Genomic DNA, 26,218 nt, shown 5'->3' with positions numbered 1-26,218 from the left:
GCATGCACGAGAGGGTCAGAGGCAGGTTCGTCGGCATCGGCGTCGGCTCGTACGAGCTGGTGCAGCCGCTGCAGCACGCCGTGAGCGACGTGCTGGAGCTCCGTGCGCTGCTCAAGGGCTACGAGGGCGAACCGCTCACCGACCCGACCGAGGCCGAGATCCGGGCCCACATGCTCGCGCTGAGCGACACGCCGCAGGACGGCGGCGCGCTGGTGGCGTTGTGGAGCGGGCACGCCATCCCCGTCGCGGGCAACCTCAGGCTCCTGGCCAGGAACAGCAAGGGCGTCGTCGACGGCATCATGCTGCACGACTTCGCGTTGTGGTGTGCCGCGTCGGGCGCGCACCAGGTGCTGATCATCATCGACGCCTGCTACTCGGGCGCTCAGCTCGACGAGGCCGTGCGCACGGTCGCGGCGATCCAGGACGAGCTGCTGGCGGGCCAGGTGCACTGGGCGGGCGTGCTGGTGTCGTGCTCCAGCGTCGAAACGGCTCGTGACGGCCTGTTCGGCGGCAAACTCCGCAAGCTGCTGCGCACGGGGCCGATCGCCGAGGAGGACTCCCTCCGCTGGAGCGACCGCACCCCTCTGGTCGATGGTGGCGCGGTCGGGATCGCGCTGCTCAACGCCTGGGACAGCGAGGTGCAACGGCCGCGGTTCATGCAGGTCGGGTCCCCGACGCCGATGCTGCCGAACCCGCTGCACGCGCCGCACACCGTCGTGAAGCACCTGCTCCTCGCCGCGCGCGGTGGCGACTCACCGGACAACCGGTCGTGGTTCAACGGCCGCACCTCCCAGGTCGACCAGGTGGTCGGCTGGATCAGGTCGGACAAGCCCGGCCTGCGCGTGGTCACCGGCTCGCCCGGCACCGGCAAGTCCGCGATCGTCGGCCGGGTCGTGAGCCTGTCCAACGAGGCGGAGCGGGACCTGCTGCTCACCGCCGGCCCGCCGTTCCACCACGGCGATCCCGGCCCCGGCTCGGTCGCCGCGGCCGTGCACGCCCGCGCGATGGACGCCGACCGGGTCGCCGACCTGCTCAGCCGCCAGATGGTCGTCGCCGGTCTGATCCCGGAGCCCGAAGGGCCACGCCGGGGTGCCGCCGAGCTGGTCGGCGCGGTCAGCGCGCTGACCACACCACCCGTACTCGTCGTGGACGGCCTGGACGAGGCGCGCGGTGAGTCGTTCTCGATCGCCACTTCGCTGCTGACCAAGCTCGCGAACTACGCCGTCGTGATCGTGTCCACGCGGCAGGCGCACCGTGCCGCCGGCGGCGCGCCGCTGCTGACCGAGCTGGCACCGGTGGAGACCCTGGACCTCGACCAGGGCGACTGCGAGGCGGACGTCCGCGGTTACGTGACGGCACGGCTGGGTTCCCGCGTGCCTGCGTCCACTGTGGACGAACTGGCGAAGCTGCCGTTCCTGACCGCGTGGATGATCACCGACCAGGTGCTCACCAACGGTGGCGGGGACGTCGAGCTGTCGCTGAGCGCGGCGTTCGACCGCGAGCTGGACAAGGTGCCCGCCGCACGACCGCTGCTGACCGCGCTGACGTGGAGCTTCGGCGCGGGGTTCCCCGAGGCCGAGTGGATCGCGGTGGCGGAGGCGTTGTCCGGCACCAGGTTCGGCCGTGACGAGATCACCGCGGTGCTCACCGAGCTCGGCCGCCACATCGTGCAGGACGGCGAGGAGGGCACCGCCGTCTTCAAGCTGACGCACCAGACGTTCGCCGACCACCTGCGGCCGCAGTTCACACCGAGCCGGGCCGCGGTCTTCGCGCCGGACGCGGAGAAGGTGGCCTGTGCGTTGATCAAGCTGTACCGGGAGCGCATGGAGGCGGGCGTGCCGCCGGACGTGCCGGGCTACCTGTGGAAGTACGCGTGGCGGCACTGCGGGCACGCGGGCGAGAAGGCGCTGGTCGGCCTGCGCGCCCTCGCGGAGATGAACGCGATGCTGCTGCCGGACGTCGCGCTCGCGGCGACGACGACGGCGAACGAGCTGACGCACTGGGGCCGCGGTGACGACGCCATCTCGCCGCTCGAAGAGGCAGCCGCGAACTTCCGCGTGCTGGTGCCGACCACCCGGATGTACCTGGCAGACCTGGCTGATGTGCTCAACAAGCTCGGCCAGCGGTTCCGCGAGGCCGGGCGGCTGCAGCAGGCCGTGGCACCGGCCGAGGAGTCCGTCGTCCGGTACCGGGAACTGGTCGCCGCGACGCCGACGAAGGCGGAAACCCTTACCCACAAACGACTCGCGCAACGCATTGCCAAGACGACCACGCACGAGGGCGACAACCGGACGTACGCGGCCCACCTGAGCGGCGCGCTGGCCGACCTCAGCGAGCTGTACGCGATGCTCGGCCGCCGCCACGAGGCGCTCTCCACCGCACGCGACGCCGTGGCCGCGGTCCAGGCCGAGGCCCCGCTGGCCCGCGCGTTGATGTGCCTCGCGGCCCGGTGTTGCGAGACCGGGCGGCGCTACGAGGCCATGCAACGCTCGAAGCAGGCCGTCGAGCTGTACTACCAGCTCGCGCAGACGAACCCGGTGTTCCTGGCGAACCTGGTGAGCGCGCAGGTCGAGCTGAGCCGCGACTACCTGGCCCTGGGCAGGCTTGCCGAGGCCGACCTGATCACCCAGCAGGCGGCCGGGATCAGCGGCACGCTCGAGCGGCACGCGGCGTTCGGGCCCCAGCTCGCGGACGCGGCGCTGAGCCTGAGCGTCGCGTACAGCATGGTCGACCACACGGACGCGGCGCTGAACACGGCACGGCAGGCCGCCGAACTCGCGGACGGGCTGCGGGTGCACGGGCTGGCGTTGCACAACCTGATGCGCCGCCAGCGCGACGCGGGCAAGCTCGAGGACGCCCTCGCGACCGGGCTGCGGGCCATCGAGGTCTGTCTGCTGCCCGAACACGAACACCGGCTCTCCACGCTCGCGGCGACCTTGTTCACGCTCGACGTGGTCTGCGCGGGCCTGCATCGGCCGGAGATCGTGGACGAGACGTGGGACCGGGTCGTCGACAGGTTCACCGGCCCGCAGCGGGCGACGTTGCTGATGCTGCGCGCGGCGGCCGTCGAGGCGGGCGATCCGGTGGCGGCGAAGTGGCTGTGCCAGGCGCTGACGCAGGTCGGGCAGGCCTGGCAGGCGATCCACGACGTGCACGAGATCGCCCGCAGGCACTGGGATTCCGGCCGCCCGTGGCCGTGGGACACCACGCCGGACTGGCTGACCGTCGACCGCACGCTGCTCGCGACCGCGCGCAGGTGGGTGTTCGCGCGCTCGTACGTCGAAGAGCGCGCGATCCTGCTCGAACACCCCGAACTTCTCTCGACGGACGCCGACGTCGCGGTCACCGAGGCGCTGTACGGCACCAGCCTGATCGAGGCCCAGGTCATCCAGTCGCGCCGCACGACCGCGCAGGCGCAGGGCGTCCAGCACGCGTACCGGCCGTGGCTGCTCGCGAGCCTCGCCGACGAGTTCGTCGACGCCACCCCCGCCCGCCGCCGCGAACTGCTCGCTTCCCGGCGGGAAGAGTTGCTGGACAAGGAAGTCCTGAAGAACGTCCGGGACGTCCGGCCCGTGCACGCGATGCTGCTGCTGGCCGACGAGGACACCGACGTGCTCGACCTGGTGCTGGACGCCCAGGCCGACCCGTCGCTCACCACGGACGTCCTGCGCGGGCTGACGGCGAGCACGTCACCGCAGGCCCTCATCCAGGCCGTGACGGCGCTGGAGCCGCACCCGCTGGCCGCGCTCTACAAGGCGGTGGCACGGACGCTGGCCGGCGACGAGCGGCTGGCGCTGCCCGTGCTGGACGAGCGCCTGGCGTGGATCCACGAGCTGACCTACCTGGTGCCCGCGAACCCGAAGCTGCTCACCCTCATCCGCACGCTCGCCGAGGAGTCCTGATGAGTGATCTCGTCGTCGTCCTGCCGGGCATTCTCGGCAGCACGTTGCGCGACAAGGACGGCATGGTGTGGGAGGTGTCCGGCAAGGCGGCGTTGCGGGCGGTGCTGTCGCTGGGCGGCACCCTGAAACGGCTGAAGCTGCCCTCCGGCATCGGCGACGAGCACCCCGGCGACGGCGTCGAGCCGGTGGCGTTGATGTCCGACCTGCACGTCATCCCCGGGATCTGGACGCCGTTGAAGGGCTACGACCGGGTGACCCGGAAACTGATCTCGCTCGGCTACACCACCGAGAAGGGCACCCTGCTGCCGTTCGCCTACGACTGGCGGCTGTCGAACCGGTACAACGGAGCTCTCCTGGCTCGGCGCGTCGGCGAGGCACTGGACCGGATCGGGCCGAACGCCAAGGTCAGCTTCGTGTGCCACTCGATGGGCGGGCTGGTCGCGCGGTGGTGCATCGAGCAGTGCGGGATGGCCGAGCGCACCGACAAGCTGATCACGATGGGCACGCCGTACCGCGGCGCGGCGTCGGCGCTCGACCAGCTGGTCAACGGCGTGCGCAAGGGGCTCGGGCCGTTCGGGATCGACCTGACCGAGTTCGCGCGCTCGCTGCCGTCGCTGCACCAGCTGCTGCCCGAGTACGCGTGCATCGAGTCGCCGAACGGCCTGGTCAAGACGACCGAGACCACGGTGCCCGAGCTGGACACGAAGATGGTCGAGGACGCGATGGCGTTCCACGGCGCGTTGACCGACTCGTTCGCCGACCGGACGTACGCGATCATCGGCGGCAAACAGCCGACCGCCACCACCGCGAAGATCGCCGGCGGCAAGGTGACCTGCTACCGGACCTACGAGGGCAAGGAGCTGCACGGGGACGCGACCGTGCCGGCGGTCGGCGGCGCCCGCCGTGGCCTCAACCTGCAGTCGAACACGCTGCACCGGGTGACCGAGCAGCACACGTCGTTGCAGGACAACTCGGCGGTGCTCGACATGGTGGAGTCGTTCCTGACCGCGACCGACATCGTGCCGAGGAACGTCACGGCGACGGAACCGCAGGTCATCGTGCCCGACCTGGTGCTGGCGGGCGAGGACCTGGAGGTCACCGTCGAGCTGAAGGACACCCCGCCGCGGGCGCTGAAGGTGGCGTTGCTGAACGAGCAGGGCAAACAGGTCGAATCGCGCAGCCCGGCGATCTCCGAGACCATGTCGATCAAATTCGACGGATTGGCCCCCGGCGCCTACTACGTGCAGGTCAGCGGCATCTCGGTGGGCGCTCCGGTGGTCCCGGTGACCTCGGCGGCGCTCGTCATGGATTGCCCCGACGTCTGACCGGGAGGACGATGTTCGTCTGCACGGAGGAGGCGCGATGACGACTATCAAGCCAACGCCCGTAGTGCCCCATCCGGGGGCGGCGCGTGCGCGGCCGAAAGGCTCGTACTTCCTCTCGTTGTTCAAGACGACAGATCCCAAACAGATCGGGATCATGTATCTGACCACGTCGTTCGCGTTCTTCATGATCGGCGGCGTGATGGCGCTGCTGATGCGCGGCGAACTGGCGCGGCCGGGCCTGCAGTACCTGTCGAACGAGCAGTTCAACCAGCTGTTCACCATGCACGGCACGATCATGCTGCTGCTGTACGCGACGCCGATCCTCTTCGGGTTCGCGAACTACATCCTGCCGCTGCAGATCGGCTCGCCGGACGTCGCGTTCCCGCGCCTGAACGCCTTCTCGTACTGGCTGTACCTGTTCGGCGGGCTCACCGTGCTCGCCGGGTTCGTCACGCCGGGCGGCGCGGCGGACTTCGGCTGGTTCGCCTACGCGCCGCTGAACTCCGCGGTGCACGCGCCGGGTGTCGGCGCGGACCTGTGGATCATGGGCCTGGCGGTGTCCGGTCTGGGCACGATCCTCGGCGCGGTCAACATGACCACGACGGTCATCTGCCTGCGGGCGCCGGGCATGACGATGTTCCGGATGCCGGTCTTCACCTGGAACATCCTGGTGACGTCCATCCTGATCCTGCTGGCGTTCCCGATCCTCACCGCCGCGCTGATGGGCCTCGCCGCGGACCGGCATCTCGGGGCGCACGTGTTCGATCCCGCCAATGGCGGGGTGATCCTGTGGCAGCACCTGTTCTGGTTCTTCGGCCATCCCGAGGTCTACATCGTCGCCCTGCCGTTCTTCGGCATCGTGACCGAGATCTTCCCGGTGTTCAGCCGAAAACCGTTGTTCGGTTACAAGGGCCTGGTGTTCGCGACGCTGGCGATCGCGATGCTCTCGGTGGCCGTGTGGGCGCACCACATGTACGCCACGGGCGCGATCCTGCTGCCGTTCTTCGCGCTGATGACGTTCCTCATCGCGGTGCCGACGGGGATCAAGTTCTTCAACTGGATCGGCACGATGTGGAGGGGCCAGCTGACCTTCGAGACGCCGATGCTGTTCAGCGTCGGCTTCCTGGTCACGTTCCTCTTCGGTGGCCTGACGGGCATCCTGCTGGCGTCACCGCCGGTGGACTTCCACGTGTCCGACACGTACTTCGTGGTGGCGCACTTCCACTACGTGCTGTTCGGCACGATCGTGTTCGCCACCTACGCGGGCATCTACTTCTGGTTCCCCAAGATGACCGGGCGGATGCTCAACGAACCGCTGGGCAAGCTGCACTTCTGGACCACGTTCCTGGGCTTCCACGGCACGTTCCTCGTGCAGCACTGGCTGGGCAACGAGGGCATGCCGCGCCGGTACGCCGACTACCTCGCCTCCGACGGCTTCACGACGCTGAACACCGTCTCCACGATCGGCTCGTTCCTGCTCGGCGCCTCCGTGCTGCCGTTCGTGTGGAACGTGTTCAGGTCCTACCGCTACGGCGACCCGGCCCCACAGGACGACCCGTGGGGCTACGGCAACTCCCTGGAGTGGGCCACGACCTCTCCCCCGCCGCGGCACAACTTCAAGGAGCTGCCGCGGATCCGCTCCGAGCGCCCTGCCTTCGAGCTGCACTACCCGCACATGGTCGAACGGATGCGCGACGAGGCGCACTTCTCGTTGACGCATCCCGGAAAGCACAGGGTGGGCAAGGACGACGCGACGGAGAAGGCCCTCGCCTCGACGGAACGGGACGAGTAGCTACCGCCTGCCGGGGATGAGGCCGCCGTCGACGACGGCCTTGCTCAGCGGCGTGGCGAGTTCGACGAACCGCTGCTTCTCCTGGTCCGACAACACGTCGTAGGCCGGCGCGGCCATGTGGTCCGTGTCGTCCTCGATGCCTTGCCGCAGCTCGCGCCCCTTCTCCGTCAGCAGCTGGTCCTCGCCGACGAGCCCGCGCTGCTGCAGGTCCTCGACCGTGGCCGCCCACTGCTCCTCGGACCACGCGCGGGTCTTGCGCAACACGTCGGCCGGGTAGTCGCCCGTCGCGACGTGCAGCACGAGCGCCTCGATGCCGGTGATGTTGTGCCGCAGCAACGCCGCGAGGTGCCCGTCGCCGCGGAACTCGCGCAGCAACGTCTGGGCGTGGAACAGCTGCAGGTGGGTCTCGTCCGGCCACGGCAGGCTCGCGTGCGCGGCGAACAACGTGCGGCCGTGCAGCATCTCCTTGGAGCGCTCGGCGGCCCGCTTCGCCAGCTCGGTGATCTCCTTGAGGTCGTCCGGCAGCACCTTGCGCAGCGCCTCGTCCGCCGCCTCCAGCCGGAGCTCGAGCAGGCGCTGCGGCGTGACCTTCTCCCACGCCTGCGGAATGCGCGCCCGCACGATCGCGGGGTTGAAGTTGTAGAACGTCGAGATGACGACTTCGGCCCCGACCGGCCCCAGCGCCGCCGCCCGTGACGCGAAGTACCCGCCGGGCCGGTCGAGCCCGACGCTCGCGTACCGGGTGTCGGCCTCGGGGGCGAAGTAGATCATTCCGTGCACGGCCTCGAGCGAACGAAACAGAGTCCTGATCATCTCTCCAACCTAGATCGTCCGCGCTGGTTCGTCAGGCGCCAAAAATTGTCAGACCCCTCTGTCAAGCTCGACGACGTGGACTCGAACATCTTCTGGAAGCTGATCGCCGACGCCCGTGCGAGCGTCTCCGACCCGTCCGACTGCTGCGAGGTGGCAGCCGCCACCTCCGCCTTGCTGGCAGCCCTGCCGCCCGCCGAGATCGTGGCGGCCCAGCAGATCCTGTGGGACCTCCTGGCGCTCTCCTACAGCGACCCGCTGTGGGCCGCCGCGTACCTGATGAACGGCGGCTGCTCGGACGACGGCTTCGACTACTTCCGCGGCTGGCTCCTCACCCAGGGCGAGGCCGTCTACACCGCCGCGCTCGCCTCCCCCGACTCGCTGGCTTCCGTACCGGCCGTGCAGGAGGCCGCCGAATCGGGCCTGGAGTTCGAGTGCGAGGCCACGCTCTCGATCGCCTGGGAGGCCCACCAGGCCGCCACCGGCATGAAGCTGCCGGAGGACGCCTTCACCATCCGCTACCCGGACCTCGACCCGGAGTGGGGGTTCGATTTCGACGACGAGGCGGAGATGGCTCGCCGGTTACCTCGGCTGGCGGCGCTCTACGAGGCCTGATCACTGTGGACACCATCGGGAATCTGATCGAGTCGTACCATGCAGACATCTCGACCTGCTGCGACGTGACCACGAACGCCACCGCGCAGCTCACCACCCGGCCACCGTACGAGGTGGTGGTGACCCACCAGGCGTTGTGGCGCCTGATGGACGCTTCCTACCTGCACCCGCGGTGGCCACCTACCTGATCCTCGGCGGGTGCTCCACGACAGCTCCGACTACTTTCTGACCGGAAGCAGACAGGTGTTCGAGGCCGCCATCGCCAACCCAGACTCCCTAGCCCACTTCGCTCAAGCCGCCATCGGCGAGGACCTCCCCGAAGCTGCCTGGGAACCGCCCCGCCCCTAGACCCGTCCTGGGAATTCGACGACAAAGCGGAGATGTGCTGCCGCGTACCTCGCCTCGCGGCCGTCTTCCTGAGCTGAACGGGTGAACGCCGCCCCGCCAGCTCACGCCAGGCGCACACCTCGCGATGATTGGGGCATGCGCTGGTTTTGGATGTTGTTCGGTGTGGTCGCACTAGCCGGTGCGGGCCTTGTCGTCAAGGCAGGCCTGGAAAGCGCGGACAAGCTCGCGAGCGTTGTCGGTGCCGCTGCAGGCCTGCTGTCCTTGGCGGTCACGGTATACGCCACTACCAAGACTCCTTCGGCCGCACTCACCGACTCGATCTCGGCCTCAGATTCGGCGGGTCACTCGGTCACGAACTCCACCGTGCACGGCGCGCTGATCCAGGTCCGTGATGTCAAAGGCGACTTCAACCTGTGAGCATCACGAACTCTTTCGTCGCGGGCCCAGCCGTCCAAATCGGCTCGGTAGGCGGCAATGTCACCATCGCTTTGGACCGCCCCGACTACCAGGTTCAGTGGTTGGGCCCGACCCCGGCGCAGGCGACCTACATCCCCAAACGCCACCGCGCCCCGAGCTACCTGCTGAACACTAGAAGGGAGGTAGTCCCCTACCGCAACCGCCCGGTAGAGGAACAACGCCTCCTCGACTGGCTGGCCTCCCCCGCCCCCGTCTCAGTCCTCCTCCTGCACGGTGCAGGAGGTCGCGGCAAAACCCGCTTGGCCAATGCCTTCACCACCCACTCTCACGCCACCGGCTGGTCAGTTGCGCATGCCCTGAACCGCGCCACCGACAGGCCCTCAATGTTGCCCACCCCCACGCCGGGCTCTACCGAGCCAGGGCAGCACATCCTCGTCACCGTCGACTACGCGGAACGCTGGCCTGCGGACACCCTGCTGACGCTGATCTCCGACCTGGCCCGCACCCACGCAACCGCAACGTTGCGGGTGCTCCTGCTGTCGCGGTCCGTTCAAGACCTGTGGCAACCGCTCTGTGACCAACTCGACACGACTGCGATTGAACTCCCAGAACCGATCGAACTCCTGGACCTCACGGACTCGGTCGAGGCCCGCGCAGGGGCGTTCCTCGATGCGGCACAGGCATTTCACGGGGCACTCGAGCTCATCGGTAACTGCACGACGACACCACCAGATGACCTCGGCCACGAGGACTACGCATCTCCTCTGATCCTGCACATGACCGCGTTGGCAGCTGTCTGCGCCGAACGCGACCACGAGGAACTCCCGCAGCGCGACGAGCTGTCCGGCTATCTGCTCGCCCACGAGCGCCGCTCGTGGCCTCCGCACCCCAACGGAGGTGATGCTGTATTCCTCGCGACCCTGTTCGGTCCCATTGCCGATGAGAAAGGCGCACTGGGGCTGCTCGACATCGCCGGCGTCACTCACAGCACTGCCGCGAGCCGTGCCCTGCTCACCTGGCACGACCGCGTGTATCCATCACCACACGACCTCCCGCCGCTGTTGCCGGACAGGTTCGGCGAGGACTACATCGCCGATCACCTGCGAACGCACCCTCGCGCCAGCGCACTGGTCGAGCGTGTGATCGAGAGCGACAACGTAGGGATGGGGCCTGTGCGTCGCTGCGCGACGGTCCTCGTCGCGACAGCGAGCCGCCACTCCCACGTCCGTGAGGTTCTCTGGAAACTGATGTCCAAGCAGCGGCGGCTGCTCGCCTTTCCGACTCCTGCCCTGCTCAGGCTGGCGATCGCGGACGCACCGTTCCATGTCCAGGTCTCGATAGGCGAGCACCTACCGCGCCCCGAGGTGGGCCTGCGAGAGCTAGGACTCGAACTGTCCCTCCGAATGGAACAAAACCTGCCCAGCGACACGCCGCTGCCGGAGCAGATCGCAGTCCTGGCCGGCCTGGTCACACGGCTGCTGGAAGCGGATCATGGTGACAGGAGGGCTCTCTCGCTGATCCGGCGCATCATGAGTGTCGTCCTTACCGCATCCACGCGGGACCGTGCGGGCAGCGAACTGCCAGTAGCGCAGATCCTGTTGAGCGCCAACGACTACGTTGCGCGGAACCTGGGCCGGGCAAATGCACTCGCCTCCATCGACGTCGCAACGGACCTCATCCGAGGGTCATCGGCTCCAGCAAATCCCAGCCACCGCACCACACTTCTCATATTCGCGCTGATCAAACGCACCAAGTTGCTGATTTCGTTGCAACGCACAAGCGATGCCGTCGAGTCTGCTGTAGAGGCCTTGGGGCTCGCCGAACGCGCGGCGGAGGACGGCCTCGACTTGGCGAATCTGGCAGCAGGAACCGCAGTTCTAGCCAACCAGTTCACTACTCTCGGCAAACCTCGCGCAGCCGCACGCGCAGCCGGTTGCAGCGCCAACACGTATCTGAAGCTGGCCCTCTCGCAGCCGGAGGTCTATGCGGAACGGACTGCGAGCGGCTACACCGCCACGGCGAACGCACTAGTGCTGGCCGACAAGGGGAACGAAGCCGTGCAGATGTTGCTCACGGTCATCGACCTCATGCGAAAGTGGATCCCCATCAACCCGCGAGCTTTTGAACCCCTGCTCGCCCAACTGTTGCACAATGCCGCACTGATCCAGTTTCGTCACGGTGCAGCGGAAGTACACCCACCACCACGCGAACTCGTAGCAGAAGCCGTGGCCCTGTACCGAGTCTCCTTGTCAGGGCATCCATGGCTGGCATCGAAGTTGGAGGAGGGACTCAGCCTCCAGCGTGAGATCGAGAATAGGTGAGCACGCCGAACGCCACATGATCCTGCCGCTACGGACCTCTTTGGCAGAACTCAGATCCGTGCGTTGTGGCGCTCGGCGACCTCCAGGTCGAGGGTGGCGATCAGCAGACCATCACCAAGGCGATCGAACTCGCTCGCACACAGCTGACGCCCGACCTTGAAACCTTCTCGCTCCTCCGGCCAAGGCTGCTTGCTGCCGCCGCCTCCATCGCACTCAACAACACCGGACCACACCCCGGCCGTCGCGCGCAGCTGTACACGAAGGAAGCCATCCGCGTCCATCGGGAGCACATCCCGCAACACTCCGAGCTTGCCCAGGTCATGCAGGACCTGCTCACCCTCGTCCACGAGATCGACCTGCAATAAGCACGCCGAACGCCACGTGGTCCAGCCACTGCGGCAGCCTCGGCAACGCCCGGATCGCCGCGTTGCGCCGCCCGATGACCTCCAGGTCGAGGGCGGCGATCAGCAACCCGGCCACCGCTCCTGCAAGCACGCCGCGCACCCGCAATCGGGTCAGCACGAACGCCCACCACGCCGAGACGGCCAGGTGCACCACCACGCCCGCACCGGCTCCGCCACGCACCAAGGTTCCGGCCGCCTTGGTGGCCCGCAACGGGTCGTCGCCGATCGCCACGGCGTGCGCGGTCGAGGGCACGCCGCTCAGCACGACAGCGAGCAGGAACCGGGCCAGGCTCACGCGGCGATCGTCCTCGCCGCCCCAGCCGTCAGCAAGTCATCTGGAGGTGGAACGGCCGGTCGTACGGCTCCTGGCGGCTTGTGGTGGTGGTCCGGACCGAGATCGTGGCCTGGTCCCACAGCGCGGTGGCGACGACTCCGGGCTCGGCGACGGCCTTGTCGTCCGGTGAACCGATGGTCGCGATCGCCGCGCAACCGGACACGGCGTGGTTGAAGGTGACCCGGTAGTCGCCGCGACCCACACGCTCGGTGCGCACCACCCTGGAACTCCGCACGACCGCGCCGACGTAGTCGGTGACCACCCACGTCGGGTAGCGGGCGATCTGCAGGTGGAACGAGTAGTAGTCCGTGAGCCTTCCGCTGGTGCCCTTGGTCTGCACGAGCACGGTGTTGCGGTTCTGGTGGCTCGCCGTGAAGACCACACCGGAGTAGTCCACCCTCCCGGCGCCGGGGTCGCCGATGGTGGCGACGAAGGACGAGGCGCTGACGTCCCGGTCGAACGTGACCTCGAACTGCCCGTAGCCGACCTTCTTGACGCCGGTGACACCGCTACCGCGGCGCAGATTGCCCTTGTTGTCGACCACGGCGTAGTTGCCGGCGCACTGGACGTGCAGCACGACGCCGTGGTCCTCGAGGGTGTCGTAGCTCAAGGTCGTCTTCGTCTCGACGTACACACCGAACGGGCCGAGGTGGCCGCTCGCGGTGAACGCGAGCCAGCTCCAGCTGTCGCCCGGCGGCAGGCCGTTGATGGTGGCGGTGTACGAGCAGTTGCTGACGTCCTGGTTGAAGGTGAACTCGTACCTGCCGCGGTCGAGGCGCTGGTAGTCGACCACGCCGGAACCGGAGGTCAGCTGGGCGGCATCGGGACTGGTGATCGCCCAGAGGTCGGTCGCCGGTGCGGCGGCGGCCAACGGAACAGTCACCAGAGCCGCTACCAGCACCGTCGCCACACCGAGCGCTACCGCTCTTACCCATCGAAGCATGGCACCGACGTTAGGACCGTTGGGCCGCAACGGCTTGCGCTCGCGGTGATCTGTTCCGCTGGCCGGTCAGCGACGCCGGCGCCGGGACTTCAGGTAGTCGCTCACCACCGCGGCGCCAAGCCCGTCCTCGTCCGGCGACACGACCCGCCCACCACCACGCCGAGCCACGATGTCCACAAAGGCCGCGAGCCGTGGATCATCGCCCAGCTTGAACACCGAGATCGTCGCCCCGAGCCGGGCCAGCTGATCCACCTCGTTCAGCGTCTTGGTCAGCGTGCGCGGCAGCGGCGGGTAGTTGAACTCCGCGTCGCCGTCGGGTTCCAGATGCGCGGTGGGCTCGCCATCGGTCACGACCAGGATCACGGGCTGTGCGTCGGGATGACGCCGGATGTGCCGTCCCGCCAGCAACAACGCGTGGTGCAGGTTCGTGCCCTGCTCCCACACGCCCTCCAGCGCGGTCAGCTCACCGATGTCGACGGCCTCGGCGTAACGCCCAAAAGTCACCAACTGCAACGCATCCGTCCGGAAACGGGTGCGCACGAGGTGATGCAAAGCCAAGGCCGTGCGCTTCATCGGCACCCAACGGCCGTCCTGCACCATCGACCAGGACGTGTCCACGCACAACGCAACAGCGGCGCGGGTGCGGTGTTCGGTCTCGGACACCTCCAGGTCCACGACGTCCATCGACATGGAGCCCGAGCGCAGCACGGAGTTGCGCAGGGTTCTGGGCACGTCCCACGGCTCGGTGTCGCCGAACTGCCAGGGACGCGTCGACCCCATCAGTTCGCCCGCGGCACCGGCGGAGACCGTGTCACGCGAGCCCTGCGACGAGCGGAGCTGGTCCACGACGCCGCGCAGGGCCGTCTCTCCCATGCGCCGCAACGCTTTCGGGGTGAGCCGCAGCGAGCCGTCCGGGGCCCGCTCCAGGATGTTCTGCTGGCGCAGGGCCTTCTCCAGCTCCGCGAGCCGGCGGGCGTCGACCGAGGCCGACTCGCCCAGCTGGCGTTCCAGCGCCTCCAGGTCGATGTCCTCCAGGCGGGCGCCCGGATAGGCCTGCGAGAGCTGCTCGGCCAGCGCGTCCAGTTCGGCCAGATCGGCCATCGCCTGCGCGCCTTCGCCCAGACCCAGCGGGTCCTGGCCGCGGAAGCGCGCCGAGGAGGTCCAGTCCTCGCCCGGCCGCAGCCTCTGCAGCAGGGAGTCCAAAGTGGACAGCTGGGAGCCGATGCCGCCGAAGGCCTGCTGGGACAACGCGCCCAGCTCGGCGCGCTGGGCGTCGGTCATCGAGTTCATCATGCGTTGCGCGGCCGCCGAGCGGGTGGCCAGGGCGTCGATGAGCTCGTCGACGTTGCGGGGGTTCTCCGGGAAGAACTCGCCGTGCTTGCGCATGAAGTCGTCGAACAGACGCGGCGTGTCGGGCGAGCTCGCGGCGTGCGCCTCCAGCAGGGAGTTCAGGTCGCGCAGCATGCGCTGGATGCGGCGGACGTCCTCGGTGCCGACGTTGGACAGCGCTTCCTTCATGCCCTGGAAGCGCTGGTCCAGCAGCTCCCGGCCGAGCAGGTCGCGGATCTGCTCGAACGCCGCGCGAGCCTCGGGAGAACGCCAGTCGTAGTGCGACAGCTCCTGCACGGCCGCGGCGGTGCCCTGCGGCAGGGCGTCGAGCTGGGCCTCGCGGAAGCGCGCGTCGTCGGACGGATCCGGGAACAACGCGCGGCGCTCGGCTTCCAGTGCCTCGTCCAGCAGCCGGCGAACCTCGGACAACGTGCCGTCCAGGCGGTGCCGGCGCTGGATCGACGCGCGGCGCTGCCACAGTCTCGACGTCAGGTCGTCCAGGCCGCGGGTGCCGTCGACGCCGCGGCGCAGCAGTTCGCGCAGAGCGGACGACGGGGAGGCGCCCTCCATGATCTCGCGGCCGAGGTCGTCGACGGCCGCGCGGAGATCGACGGGCGGCGCCAGCGGGTCAGCGCCGCCGCCCCAGCGTCCGTAGCGATATCTCATCCGTACACCGATCGGTCGTCGTCGGAGGAGGTGTCCTTCGACAGGTTGCGCGTCAGGTACAGCGACTCCAGGGCCAGTTCGACGGCCGAGGCGATGCGGCCGACCGGGTCCTTCGGGCCCGCGCCCAGGCGTTCCGCCACCTCGTGCAGGATCGGCAGCTCCGGCAACGCGGCCAGCAGGTCGCCGGCGTGCACGCGGTCACCGGTCGCGACCGGGTGGCCGTCGGAGACGACCTCGGCCAGCGCGCGCAGGTTCAGCCCGCCCAGGCGAGCCCGCGCCGTGTCGGCGATCGAGCGGCGCAGCAGGTGCACGAGCACCTCCTCCTCGCGGCCCTCCTCCCCCGCCTCGAACTCGAGCTTGCCGCGCAGCACGTCCGGCACGGACTCGAGGTCGATCGGGCGCGCGATCGCCGGGGTCTCGCCGATCAGCGCGGAGCGCCGCAGTGCCGACGCCGCAACGGTTTCCGCCGCCGCCACCGCGAACCGGGCGGACACACCGGAGCGCTGGTCGATCGACGACGACTCGCGCAGGTGCCGCACGAACCGGGCGATGATCTCCAGCAGGTGGTCGCCGACCTCCGCCACGAGACCGGCTTCCTGGCGCACCAGGTCGACCTCGGACTCGATGTCCAACGGGTAGTGCGTGCGCACCTCGGCGCCGAAGCGGTCCTTCAGCGGCGTGATGATGCGGCCGCGGTTCGTGTAGTCCTCGGGGTTCGCGGTCGCGACGAGCAGCACGTCCAGCGGCAGCCGCAGCGTGTAGCCGCGGACCTGGATGTCGCGCTCCTCCATGACGTTCAGCAGCGCGACCTGGATGCGTTCGGCCAGGTCAGGAAGCTCGTTGATGGCGATGATGCCGCGGTGGGCGCGGGGCAGCAGGCCGTAGTGGATCGTCTCCGGGTCGCCCAGGCTGCGGCCTTCGGCGACCTTCACCGGGTCGACGTCGCCGACCAGGTCACCGACGGACGTGTCGGGCGTCGCGAGCTTCTCCGCGTAGCGTTCGTCGCGGTGCCGCCACACCACCGGCAGCTCGTCACCGAGCTCGGCAGCGCGCCTCTTCGACTCCGGCGTGATCGGGTCGAGCGGGTGTTCGCCCAGCTCGGAGCCCTCGATCACGGGCGTCCACTCGTCGAGCAGCGTGATCAGGGTGCGCAGCAGCCGGGTCTTGCCCTGGCCGCGCTCGCCGAGCAGGACGACGTCGTGGCCTGCCAGGAGCGCGCGTTCGAGCTGCGGCAGCACCGTGCGGTCGAAGCCGATGATGCCGGGCCACGGGTCGCGCCCCTCGCGCAGTGCCGCGAGGAGGTTCTCCCTGATCTCGGTCTTGACGCCGCGCGGCAGGTGCCCGGCGGCGCGCAGTTCGCCCGCCGTGCGGGCCAGGTTCTGGGTCACGCAGACGACGCTACGCACCGAAACCTGCCCCGTCGACGTGGAGCAACTCCAGGCGCGGACGCACCTCGTGCAGCAGAATGCAGGGCGATATGAGCAACTCAGTTGATTTCAGGTGGGCGCCTTCTCCCGCGGACTGGCGGGCCAGCCTGCGCGCGATGGTGCCGATGTTCAAGTGGGCGCCGTGGTTCGCCGTCGCGCTCGCCGTCATCTCGCTCGTGCTGCTGTCCGGCTTCGACGACATGCTGCCGGTCGCGCTGTTCGGCCTGGTGTGCGCGCTGGTGATCGGGTTCATGGAGCCGGTCGCGGTGTGGTGGCGCTTCTCGTCGGACGAGATGATCAGCCGGACCGTGGTGGGCAGCGCGGACGACAGGTCGTTCCGGATGGCCGTCGGCACCACGGTGCGCGAGGAGATCGTCTGGCAGGAACTGCCGTCCTGGACCGAGACGCGGCAGGGCTTCGTGCTGGAGACCCTCGACGACGGCGCGGCCTCGCTGTCGGTGCCGCGCAGGGCCTTCGCGTCCGATGAGGACGCCGCGTCGTTCCGCACGTTGCTCGAACAACACATCGGACCGGCCAAGTAGGTGTCTCGGATCGGGCACACCGGGTGGGGCAAGTCGGCCAGGGCCACGTAATCTCGTCGAGTGTCCTGTGCGAGTGCCACGCTGGTCGTGTGGACATCGGGATGGCTGCACGGTCTAGCCGCCGCCGACGATGTCCTCGACGCCCTGCAAACGTGGGCCGAGCAGCACGAGGTGGTGGCCGACGACGACGGCACCGCCACGGCGCTCGACCTCCCCGGTCCAGACGAGGCCCCGGTGGGCCCCGCCCTGCTGCTGGCCGCCCTGCGGCGCGCGGGCGCGACTTCGGCGCGTCTGGCGTTGCCGGTACCCGGCGACGTGCGGGGACTCGGCGGCAAGGGCCCGCTCTCGATCTGCGCGCTGCGTTCCGGCGAGGCGCTCGTGATCCCGTCCGTGCACGTCGGACTGGTGCCGAAGATCGTGGCCGACGGCGTGATGCGGTGGACGGTGTTCGACCTGCCGTCGTCCAACGGCCTGGAGCACATCCCGATCGGCGAGGCCGAGCACGGCCTGGGCGCGGCGCTGCGCGAGGCGACGGCGGCGCTGGCGACCCTGGACGTGGCCAAGCACCGCCCGAACGTGCGCAAGGAGATCTCGGACCTGGCCGCCGCGAACTCGACGCTGCCCTGGCCGGACGCCATGCCCCCACGCGCGCTGCGCGTGCTGCAGCGCGCCGCCGAGGTGGACGCGATCGTGTCGGTGGCGAAGTCGGACGCGCCCGGCGGGGCGATGTCGGCCTCGGCGATCGAGGCACGCACCGATGCGTTGCGGCCGCTGTCGGAGGCGGTGCGGCGGGCACGGTGCGCGGCGGTGGACGAGGCCGTGCGGGTGCTGGCGGACTCCGGCGCGGGCCGGCACTGAGCCCTACGGCGTGCGCCTCCTCAAGGTCACCGCGCCGAGCACCAGCGCAAGCAGCCCGCACGCGGCCACCACAGCGAGGTCGAGCACCAGCGCCCCGGTGACGTCGGAGGACACCGTCACGGCCGTGAGAGCGTCCACGGCGTAGGACAGCGGCATGACGTTGGACAGCCACTCCAGCACCGGCGTCATCTCCGCGCGCGGCGCGAACAGCCCGCACAACAGCACCTGCGGCATGACGAACAACGGCATGAACTGCACGGCCTGGAACTCGGTGCGGGCGAAGGCGCTCGCGAAGAGTCCCAGCGCCGTGCCCAGCAACGCGTCGAGCCCGGCGATCAGCACCAGCAGCCAGACCGAGCCGCCGATCGACAGGCCGAGCCACGTCAGCGAGATGCCGACGGCGACGAGCACCTGCACCAGCGCCACCGACCCGAACGCCAGCGCGTAGCCGAACAGCAGGTCGAGCTTGGCGATCGGCATGGTCATCAGGCGTTCCAGCGTCGCGGTCGTGCGTTCGCGCAACGTCGTGATCGACGTGACGATGAACATGATCGCGAACGGGAAGACCGCCAGCAGGGCCGGTGCGGCGCGGCTGAAGGCCTGGTCGGAGTTGAAGACGAAGCGCAGCAGGATCAGCAGCAGTGACGGCATGAAGACCATCAGTCCGACCGTGCGGTGGTCGTGACGGAACTGGCTCAGGATTCGCAGCGTGGTCGCGAGCGTGATCGAGGTGTTCACACCGCCTCCTTCGCCCGGACCAGGTGCAGGAACGCCTGCTCCAGGTCGGCCGTACCGGTGGCGCCCAGCAACGCGGCGGGCGTGTCGTCGGCCAGCAGCTGGCCGTCGCGCATCAGCAGCAGGCGTTCGCAGCGTGCCGCTTCGTCCATGACGTGGCTGGACACCAACAACGTGACGCCGCGGGAGGCCAACGTGCGGAACAACGTCCACAGCTCGTCACGCAGCAACGGATCGAGGCCGACCGTCGGCTCGTCGAGCACCAGCAGTTCCGGCGACCCGAGCAGCGCGACGGCCAGGCTCGTCCTGGACAGCTCGCCGCCGGAGAGCGACGACACGAGTTGGTCGGCCTGACCGTGCAGGCCCACCTCGTCGATCACGCGCTGCACGTCCGAACGGTTGGCACGCAGCACCGCCGCGAAGTAGCGGAGGTTCTCGACGACGGTCAGGTCGGCGTAGACCGCAGGGTTCTGGGTCGCGTACCCGATGCGGTTGCGCAGGCCGGGGCTGCCGGCGGGCTCGCCGAGCACGTCCACGGAGCCGGACTCGACGATCTGCACGCCCACGATCGAGCGCATCAGCGTGGTCTTGCCGCAGCCGCTCGGGCCCAGGAGCCCGGTGACACTGCCCTGCGGGATCGCACAGCTCACGTCCCGCAGGACCAGACGCTTGCCCCGGCGCACCCGGAGCCCGGTGACCGCAACGGCCGCGGAACTGGTCATCCACCAATTCTTCGCCCGTTGAAAACCGGTGTCTAGTGGCGGACCGGCCTCTTCGCCGGTTCGCAACACAACGGCGCGCACAGCTCGCCGTTCACCGTGCAGCCGGCCGCGGTGAAGGACGACAGCTTCCGCGCGGGAACGCCGTCGACGTGCTCCGCGACGAGCTCGACCACGAGCTCGGCGAAGCGCGGGTCCGAGTTCGGGGTGGCGGCGCGGGCGAACTCCATGCCCAGCTCCACGGCCCGGTCGCGGGCCTCGGTGTCGAGGTCCCACACCACCTCGAGGTGGTCGGACACGAACCCGATCGGGCACACGACGACGCCGCTCACGCCCTTGGCGTGCAGGGCGTCGATGTGGTCGACGATGTCCGGCTCCAGCCACGGGATCTGCGGCGGGCCCGACCGCGACTGCCACACCACGTCGTACTCGGTGATGCCCAGTTCCGCGGCGACCAGCCGGGAGGCCTCCACGACCTGGCGCGAGTACCGGTAGCCACCCTCGGCGGGCGGCCCAGCGGCCTTGTCGGCGGACACCGGCACCGAGTGCGCGGTGAAGACCAGCCGGAACTGACCGGTCAGCGAGGCGGCAGCGGCCCGGACGCCGTCCGCGAAGGCCGAGATGAACAGCGGGTGGTCGAAGAACTGGCGCAGCTTCACCAGCTCGGGGCCGTCCGGCACGGCCTGCAGCGCCCGCACGATGTCCTCGTCGTACTGCCGGCACGCGGAATAGCCGCCGTAGGCCGAAGTCGGGAACACCAACGCCCGGCGAACGCCGTCGGACTTCATCTGCCCGACGACGTCCTCGACCATCGGGTGCCAGTTGCGGTTGCCGAAGTAGATCGGCAGCTCGAAGCCGAGCGCGCGCACGGCCTCGATCGCCTCGAGGTTCAGGCGGTTGATCGGCGAGACGCCGCCGAAGTGCTGGTAGTGGGCCTCGACCTCGTCCAGCCGCTCCGGCGGCACGCCACGTCCGCGAACCACGTTCTCCAGGAAGGGGCGGACGTCCTCAGGACCTTCCGGGCCGCCAAAAGACAGCCACAGCAGCGCGTCGAAACTCACCGCCCCATCCAATCACGACGCGCTGAGCCAAGGCCCGACACCCGCCGTGTCGAGGAACGCGGGGGCCCCGCGTTACCCACTGGGTAACGCGGGGCCCCCGCGTGCCGTCAAAAGCAGGCTAGAGGCCGAGGAAGTGGACGCCTCCGTCTACGAACACCATCGAGCCCGTGGTAGCCGGGAACCAGTCGGACAGCAGGCCGCAGACCGACTTCGCGACCGGCGTCGGGTCGTCGACGTCCCAGCTCAGCGGCGCCTTCTCGCCCCACATCTTCTCCAGCTCGACGAAGCCGGGGATCGACTTCGCGGCCATGGTGCGCACCGGGCCGGCCGAGATCAGGTTCACGCGGATGCCGTCCGGGCCGAGCTCGCGCGCCATGTACCGGTTGATCGACTCGAACGCCGCCTTCGCCGCGCCCATCCAGTTGTAGGCGGGCCACGCCTGGCGGGCGTCGAAGTCGAGGCCGACGACCGACGAACCGTGCGACAGCATCGGGCGGACGGCCTGCACGAGCGACTTGTACGAGTACGCCGAGACGTGCATCGCGACGGAGACGTCCTCCCACGGCGCGTCCATGAACGGCGCGCCGAGGCAGCTCTGCGGGGCGTAGCCGATGGCGTGCACGACGCCGTCGAGGCCGTCGACGTGCTCACCGACGCGCTCGGCCAGCGTGTCGAGGTGCTCCTGGTTCTGCACGTCGAGCTCGACCACGGGCGCGGGCTTGGGCAGGCGCTGGGCGATGCGCGTCACGAGGCTCATCCGGCCGAACCCGGTCAGCACGACCTCGGCACCCTGCTCCTGGGCGACGCGTGCGACGTGGAAGGCGATCGACGCGTCGGTGATCACGCCGGTGATCAGCAGTCGCTTGCCTTCGAGCAGTCCGGTCACTTGATCAAACCCCTTCAGTTTCAGTGGCCCATGCCGAGGCCGCCGTCGACCGGCAGCACGGCACCGTTGATGTAGCCGGCCTCGTTCGCCGCGAGGAACGTGACGGCGCGCGCGATCTCTTCCGCCGCACCGTAACGACCGGCCGGGATCTGCTTCAGCGCGGCCTCGCGGACGGCCTCTGGCAGGTCGTTGGTCATGTCGGTGGTGACGAAGCCGGGCGTGATGACGTTCGCGGTGATGTTGCGCGAACCCAGTTCCAGCGCGATCGAGCGGGCCATGCCGACCATGCCGGCCTTGGACGCGGCGTAGTTCACCTGGCCCGCGCCACCCATCAGGCCCACGACCGACGAGATGAAGACGATGCGGCCGAACTTCTTGCGCAGCATGCCGCGGGAGGCGCGCTGGGCGAACCGGAACGCGCCGGTCAGGTTCGCGTCGACGACCTGGGTGAACTGCTCCTCGCTCATGCGCAGCAGCAGCGTGTCCTGGGTCATGCCGGCGTTGCAGACGAGCACCTCGACCGGGCCGTGCGCGGCCTCGATCTCGGTGAACGCGGCGTCGATCTCTTCCGAGTTCGTCACGTCGCACTTCACGCCGAGCAGGCCCTCGGGAGCGCCTGACCCGCGGTGCGTGACGGCGACCTTGTCGCCCTGCGCGGCGAACGCCTGCGCGATGGCGAGGCCGATGCCGCGGTTGCCTCCGGTGACCAGAACGGACCGACTCACTTGCTCTCCCTGCAATCGCTGCTGGTTGACCGGCTGAGGTTATCGGCTACCGGCAGGTAGTCCGGCATCGGCGGAGCCATGTCACATCAAGCGGTGCATGATCGGGTGATGCGGGCCCTACTCGATCAACTTCGGCGCCACGTGGACGGTGACGTCCTCGACGACCCGGCGAGCCGGGCCCTGTATTCCGCGGACGCCTCCAACTACCGCCACGTGCCGCGCGTCATCGTCCGTCCACGCACGACAGACGCCGTCATCGCCGCCGTCGCGCTGGCCGCCGAGCACGGCGTGCCGATCACCAGCCGCGGCGCCGGGACGTCCATCGCGGGCAACGCGTGCGGCACCGGCCTGATGCTCGACTTCAGCCGCTACCTGGACTCGATCGAGATCTCCGGCGACCGGGCGCTCGTGCAGCCGGGCGCGGTGCTCGACCGCGTGAACGCCCAGGCCGGCGATTACCTGTTCGGCCCGGACCCGTCCACGCACTCCCGCTGCACGATCGGCGGCATGATCGGGAACAACGCGTGCGGCGCGCATTCGGTCAAATGGGGCAAGACCAGCGAGAACGTCGCGAACCTGCGGGTGCTGACCGTCGACGGCCGCACGTTCGACACCACGAGCCCTCCCCCGTTCGACCTGCCGGAACACGACCCGGCGTGGTTTCCGCAGCTCAGCCGCCGGGTCAGCGGCTACGCCCTGGACGCGCCCACGCTGACCCAGCAGCTCGTCGGCACCGAGGGCACCTGCGTGGTGCTGCTGGGCGCCGAGCTCAAGCTGGTCCGGCGCCCGGAACGCCGCATCCTGGTCGTACTGGGCTTCGCGGACACCTACGACGCCGCCGACCAGGTCACCCAGATCGAGGACGCGCTGGCGGTCGAGGGCATCGACGAGGCCCTGGTCCGCAGCGTGCGCACGCGCCCTGACCTGCCGGAAGGCCGCAGCTGGCTGTTCGTCGAGGTGGAGGACCGCCCCGAACGGGTCGCGAACCTCACCAGGAATTCGATGATCATCCACGACCCGGTGCACCAGCGGGCGCTGTGGCGGATCCGCGAGGACGGCGCCGGCCTGGCGACCCGCACGCCCGACGGCGGTGAGGCGTGGTCGGGCTGGGAGGACGCCGCGGTCCCGCCGGAACGCCTCGGCGCCTATCTGCGGGAGTTCGACCGGCTGCTCGCCCGGCACGGCCGGCGCGGCATCACCTACGGCCACTTCGGCGAGGGCTGCCTGCACGTCCGCATCGACTTCGACCTGGCACACGGCTACCGCGAGTTCCTGGAGGACGCGGCCGACCTCGTGGTGAGCCACGGCGGCAGCCTCTCCGGCGAGCACGGTGACGGCCAGGCGCGGTCGGAGCTGCTCAGCCGGATGTACCCGCCGGCGGCGATCAAGGCGTTCCAGGAGTTCAAGCACGCCTTCGACCCGCACAACCTGCTCAACCCCGGCCGGATCGTGCAGCCCCGCAAGCTCGACGACGACCTGCGCATCCTCGTCGCCCCGCCGAAGATCCCCACCCGCGCGGAGTTCGCGAGCGACACCCGGCGGTGCGTCGGCGTCGGCAAGTGCCTGAACACCAAGGGTGGCGTGATGTGCCCCAGCTACCGCGTCACCAAAGAAGAGAAGCACTCCACGCGTGGGCGCGCACACCTGCTGTTCGAAATGCTCGCGGGCGACGTGATCAAGGACGGCTGGCAGTCGGCCGAGGTGGCCGAGGCGCTGGACCTCTGCCTGGGCTGCAAGGGCTGCAAACGCGACTGCCCGGTCGACGTGGACATGGCGAGCTACAAGGCGGAGTTCCTGCACGAGCACTACAAAGGCCGGCTGCGCCCGCGCTCGCACTACGCGATGGGCCGGCTCCCGACGTGGCTGAAGTACGGGCTGGTCAACAGGTTCACCGCGAAGCTCGGCCGGTTCGCCGGGATCACACCGGAACGTGAGCTGCCGACGCAGACCACGCCCCTGCTCAAGCAGCTGCACCCGCTGGGCACCGGCGACCCGGTCCTGCTGTTCCCCGACACGTTCACCAACCACTTCGAGCCGGGCATCGGCATCGACGCCGCGAACGTCCTGGCACACCTGGGAAACCGCGTCGAGCTGCCGGGCTCTGTCTGTTGTGGACTGACCTTTCACTCGACCGGCCAGTTCACGCAGGCGCGCAAGACGATCGAACGAACAGCACGGGCACTGCTGCCGTGGACCAGCAGGCGTGTCCCGGTGATCGGCCTGGAGCCGAGCTGCACGGCGTTCCTGAAGACGGAGGCCCCGAAGCTCTCCCACGACCCGGCGGTGCATGCACTCGCCGAGGCCACCCGCACGTTCGCCGAGCACGTCGCACCGAAGCTGCCGCAACTACCGGGTGCTCGTGAAGCCGTTGTGCAGACCCATTGCCACCAGTACGCGGAGCTGGGCTTCGAGGCCGACCGCGAGGCGATGATCAGGTCCGGCCTGCAGCCGAAGATCGTCGAGGGCTGCTGCGGGCTGGCGGGCAACTTCGGATTCGAGCAGGGGCACTACGAGGTGTCCATCGCGTGCGCCGAGCAGGACCTGCTGCCCGCCCTGCGCGCCAACGAGGACGCGCTGGTGATCGCAGACGGCTTCAGCTGCCGCACGCAGATCCGCCACACCACCGACCGCAGACCGGTGCACCTGGCCACCGTGCTCGCGACCCTGCTGGCCTGAACGGGAAGCGGAGGGCGGTCGCCGCAAGACCGCCCTCCGCGGGTCTTAGTCCTCGTCCAGGACCGAGTCCTTCGAGGTCTCGCGCATGAACCCGTAGACCAGCAACGAGATCAGCACGCACCCGGCGACGTAGTAGAAGAACACCGACTCCATGCCGGCCTGCTTGAACCACAGGGCCACGTACTCGGCCGTCCCGCCGAAGATCGCCACGGTCAGCGCGTACGGCAGGCCGACCCCGAGGGCGCGGATGTTCGTCGGGAACAGCTCGGCCTTCACAATCGCGTTGATCGACGTGTAACCGGTGACGATCACCAGGCCGCCCAGCATCAGCAGAAACGCCGGGAACGCCTCCGAGGTCTTGGCCAGCGTCGACAGCAGCGGCACGGTGGCCAGCGTGCCGAGCACACCGAACCCGAGCAGCAGCGGGCGGCGGCCGATCCGGTCGGACAGCGCGCCGGCGATCGGCTGCAGCACCACGAAGATCAGCAACGCGCCGAAGTTGATCCAGCTGACCGTCGCGGCGTCGATCTTGCTGGTGTTCACCATGAACTTCTGCAGGTAGGTCGTGTACGTGTAGAACGCGACCGTGCCGCCCAGCGTCAGGCCCACGACGAGCAGGCATTCCTTGGGGTGCTTGAGCAGCGCCCTGAAGGTGCCCTGCTGTGCCTGGTCCTGGGCCTTGTCCTTCTGCTTCTCGAAGCTCGCCGACTCGTCCATGCCGCGGCGCAGCCACATCACGATGATCGCGCCGGTCGCGCCGATGACGAACGCGATCCGCCAGCCCCACTCCATCATCTCGGCCTTGGAGAGGAACTGCTGCAGCACGATCTGCACGCCCAGCGCCACGAGCTGACCGGCCGTCAGCGTCACGTACTGGAAACTGGAGTAGAAGCCGCGGCGCGCGGGTGAGGCCACTTCGGACAGATAGGTCGCCGAGGTCGCGTACTCGCCGCCGACCGACAGCCCCTGCAACAACCGCGCGAGCACCAGCAACACCGGCGCGGCCACGCCGATGGTCGCGTACGAGGGCGTGAGAGCGATGATCAGCGAGCCGAACGCCATCAGCGTGACCGACAGCGTGAGCGCGGCGCGGCGGCCGTGGCGGTCGGCGTAACGGCCGAGCAGCCAGCCGCCGAGCGGGCGCATGAGGAAGCCGACCGCGAACACGGCGGCGGTGTTGAGCAGCTGCGCGGTCTGGTCGCCCTTGGGGAAGAACGCGGCCGCGAAGTAGATGCTGAACGCGGTGTAGGCGTACCAGTCGTACCACTCGATCAAGTTTCCGACTGATCCGCGCAGCACGTTCGCCACCACTCGGCGCTCGGCGCGTTTCTCCTCAACGACTGTCATGCCCGACACGATCTCGGCGCGACCGCACCCGTCACA

General features: G+C 69.2%; 22 protein-coding genes. 10 read left to right on the top strand and 12 right to left on the bottom strand.

All coding sequences use genetic code 11. The features are described from left to right. Nucleotides 1-2: 2 nt before the first annotated feature. The 3 genes from ACIA8G_RS01285 to ctaD are packed head-to-tail and all read left to right on the top strand — an operon-like array spanning nt 3 to nt 7,019. Nucleotides 3-3,902, top strand: a complete 3,900-nt coding sequence (locus tag ACIA8G_RS01285; RefSeq protein WP_396416242.1) for a hypothetical protein — start codon at nt 3-5, stop codon at nt 3,900-3,902. Further along, nucleotides 3,902-5,227 (top strand): esterase/lipase family protein, encoded by a 1,326-nt coding sequence (locus tag ACIA8G_RS01280; protein WP_396416241.1) that lies wholly within the window; start codon nt 3,902-3,904, stop codon nt 5,225-5,227. The genes ACIA8G_RS01285 and ACIA8G_RS01280 overlap by 1 nt, the downstream gene beginning before the upstream one ends. A 37-nt stretch (nt 5,228-5,264) precedes the next feature. Further along, nucleotides 5,265-7,019 (top strand): cytochrome c oxidase subunit I, encoded by a 1,755-nt coding sequence (gene ctaD, locus ACIA8G_RS01275; RefSeq protein ID WP_396416240.1) that lies wholly within the window; start codon nt 5,265-5,267, stop codon nt 7,017-7,019. Here ctaD and ACIA8G_RS01270 read toward each other — a convergent pair whose 3' ends face one another. Further along, nucleotides 7,020-7,832 carry a hypothetical protein gene (locus tag ACIA8G_RS01270; protein ID WP_396416239.1) on the bottom strand — a complete coding sequence of 271 codons (813 nt, stop codon included), beginning with the start codon at nt 7,830-7,832 and terminating at the stop codon, nt 7,020-7,022. A gap of 75 nt (nt 7,833-7,907) precedes the next feature. Between ACIA8G_RS01270 and ACIA8G_RS01265 the strand changes: the two genes are divergently transcribed. From ACIA8G_RS01265 to ACIA8G_RS01250, 4 genes are all read left to right on the top strand, one after another. Then, on the top strand, nt 7,908-8,444 hold the full coding sequence (locus ACIA8G_RS01265; RefSeq protein ID WP_396416238.1) for a DUF4240 domain-containing protein: 537 nt from the start codon (nt 7,908-7,910) through the stop codon (nt 8,442-8,444). A 65-nt stretch (nt 8,445-8,509) separates the two neighbouring features. Continuing rightward, the gene (locus ACIA8G_RS01260; RefSeq protein ID WP_396416237.1) at nt 8,510-8,632 is read left to right on the top strand and encodes a hypothetical protein; all 123 of its coding nucleotides are present in this window, start codon (nt 8,510-8,512) and stop codon (nt 8,630-8,632) included. A 295-nt stretch (nt 8,633-8,927) separates the two neighbouring features. After that, the gene (locus ACIA8G_RS01255) at nt 8,928-9,209 is read left to right on the top strand and encodes a hypothetical protein (protein WP_396416236.1); all 282 of its coding nucleotides are present in this window, start codon (nt 8,928-8,930) and stop codon (nt 9,207-9,209) included. After that, the gene (locus ACIA8G_RS01250; RefSeq protein WP_396416235.1) at nt 9,206-11,530 is read left to right on the top strand and encodes a hypothetical protein; all 2,325 of its coding nucleotides are present in this window, start codon (nt 9,206-9,208) and stop codon (nt 11,528-11,530) included. The genes ACIA8G_RS01255 and ACIA8G_RS01250 overlap by 4 nt, the downstream gene beginning before the upstream one ends. A 50-nt stretch (nt 11,531-11,580) precedes the next feature. On the opposite strand, the gene ACIA8G_RS01245 is transcribed toward ACIA8G_RS01250, so the two are convergent. From ACIA8G_RS01245 to ACIA8G_RS01225, 5 genes are all read right to left on the bottom strand, one after another. Then, the gene (locus ACIA8G_RS01245) at nt 11,581-11,877 is read right to left on the bottom strand and encodes a hypothetical protein (RefSeq protein ID WP_396416234.1); all 297 of its coding nucleotides are present in this window, start codon (nt 11,875-11,877) and stop codon (nt 11,581-11,583) included. Beyond that, nucleotides 11,864-12,229, bottom strand: coding sequence for a hypothetical protein (locus ACIA8G_RS01240; RefSeq protein WP_396416233.1), 366 nt, complete (start codon nt 12,227-12,229; stop codon nt 11,864-11,866). Before ACIA8G_RS01240 ends, ACIA8G_RS01245 begins: the two co-directional genes overlap by 14 nt. A gap of 28 nt (nt 12,230-12,257) precedes the next feature. After that, nucleotides 12,258-13,211 (bottom strand): hypothetical protein, encoded by a 954-nt coding sequence (locus ACIA8G_RS01235; protein ID WP_396416232.1) that lies wholly within the window; start codon nt 13,209-13,211, stop codon nt 12,258-12,260. Between the two features lie 66 nt (nt 13,212-13,277). After that, nucleotides 13,278-15,206, bottom strand: coding sequence for a VWA domain-containing protein (locus tag ACIA8G_RS01230; RefSeq protein ID WP_396416231.1), 1,929 nt, complete (start codon nt 15,204-15,206; stop codon nt 13,278-13,280). After that, complete coding sequence (locus ACIA8G_RS01225; RefSeq protein WP_396416230.1) at nt 15,203-16,594, bottom strand: sigma 54-interacting transcriptional regulator; 1,392 nt, start codon at nt 16,592-16,594, stop codon at nt 15,203-15,205. The genes ACIA8G_RS01230 and ACIA8G_RS01225 overlap by 4 nt, the downstream gene beginning before the upstream one ends. An 89-nt stretch (nt 16,595-16,683) precedes the next feature. On the opposite strand from ACIA8G_RS01225, the gene ACIA8G_RS01220 reads away from it, so the two are divergent. Together ACIA8G_RS01220 and ACIA8G_RS01215 are read left to right on the top strand one after the other, a co-directional pair. Continuing rightward, complete coding sequence (locus ACIA8G_RS01220; RefSeq protein WP_396416229.1) at nt 16,684-17,175, top strand: YcxB family protein; 492 nt, start codon at nt 16,684-16,686, stop codon at nt 17,173-17,175. 60 nt (nt 17,176-17,235) lie between these two features. Beyond that, on the top strand, nt 17,236-18,033 hold the full coding sequence (locus ACIA8G_RS01215) for a hypothetical protein (RefSeq protein WP_396416228.1): 798 nt from the start codon (nt 17,236-17,238) through the stop codon (nt 18,031-18,033). A 3-nt stretch (nt 18,034-18,036) separates the two neighbouring features. On the opposite strand, the gene ACIA8G_RS01210 is transcribed toward ACIA8G_RS01215, so the two are convergent. The 5 genes from ACIA8G_RS01210 to fabG all read right to left on the bottom strand — a co-directional run bounded on the left by ACIA8G_RS01210 (nt 18,037) and on the right by fabG (nt 22,159). Continuing rightward, nucleotides 18,037-18,771 (bottom strand): ABC transporter permease, encoded by a 735-nt coding sequence (locus ACIA8G_RS01210; RefSeq protein ID WP_396416227.1) that lies wholly within the window; start codon nt 18,769-18,771, stop codon nt 18,037-18,039. Next, entirely contained in the window at nt 18,768-19,490 is a 723-nt protein-coding gene (locus tag ACIA8G_RS01205) for an ABC transporter ATP-binding protein (RefSeq protein ID WP_396416226.1), read from the bottom strand. The genes ACIA8G_RS01210 and ACIA8G_RS01205 overlap by 4 nt, the downstream gene beginning before the upstream one ends. Before the next feature lie 32 nt (nt 19,491-19,522). Beyond that, nucleotides 19,523-20,548, bottom strand: a complete 1,026-nt coding sequence (locus ACIA8G_RS01200; RefSeq protein WP_396416225.1) for a ferrochelatase — start codon at nt 20,546-20,548, stop codon at nt 19,523-19,525. A gap of 118 nt (nt 20,549-20,666) precedes the next feature. Next, entirely contained in the window at nt 20,667-21,434 is a 768-nt protein-coding gene (gene fabI / locus ACIA8G_RS01195) for an enoyl-ACP reductase FabI (RefSeq protein WP_396416224.1), read from the bottom strand. 20 nt (nt 21,435-21,454) lie between these two features. Continuing rightward, nucleotides 21,455-22,159, bottom strand: a complete 705-nt coding sequence (gene fabG, locus ACIA8G_RS01190; protein WP_396416223.1) for a 3-oxoacyl-ACP reductase FabG — start codon at nt 22,157-22,159, stop codon at nt 21,455-21,457. A gap of 108 nt (nt 22,160-22,267) precedes the next feature. On the opposite strand from fabG, the gene ACIA8G_RS01185 reads away from it, so the two are divergent. Beyond that, nucleotides 22,268-24,835, top strand: a complete 2,568-nt coding sequence (locus tag ACIA8G_RS01185; protein ID WP_396416222.1) for an FAD-binding and (Fe-S)-binding domain-containing protein — start codon at nt 22,268-22,270, stop codon at nt 24,833-24,835. A 45-nt stretch (nt 24,836-24,880) separates the two neighbouring features. Here the strand turns inward: ACIA8G_RS01185 and ACIA8G_RS01180 are convergent, their stop codons facing one another. Continuing rightward, nucleotides 24,881-26,182 carry an MFS transporter gene (locus tag ACIA8G_RS01180; protein ID WP_396416221.1) on the bottom strand — a complete coding sequence of 434 codons (1,302 nt, stop codon included), beginning with the start codon at nt 26,180-26,182 and terminating at the stop codon, nt 24,881-24,883. Between the last annotated feature and the right edge of the window lie 36 nt (nt 26,183-26,218).

Source organism: Lentzea sp. NPDC051213 (assembly GCF_044455585.1).
Lineage (GTDB): Bacteria > Actinomycetota > Actinomycetes > Mycobacteriales > Pseudonocardiaceae > Lentzea.
Note: the sequence above shows the minus strand (reverse complement) of the source record. Positions and strands in the feature narration are given on the sequence as shown.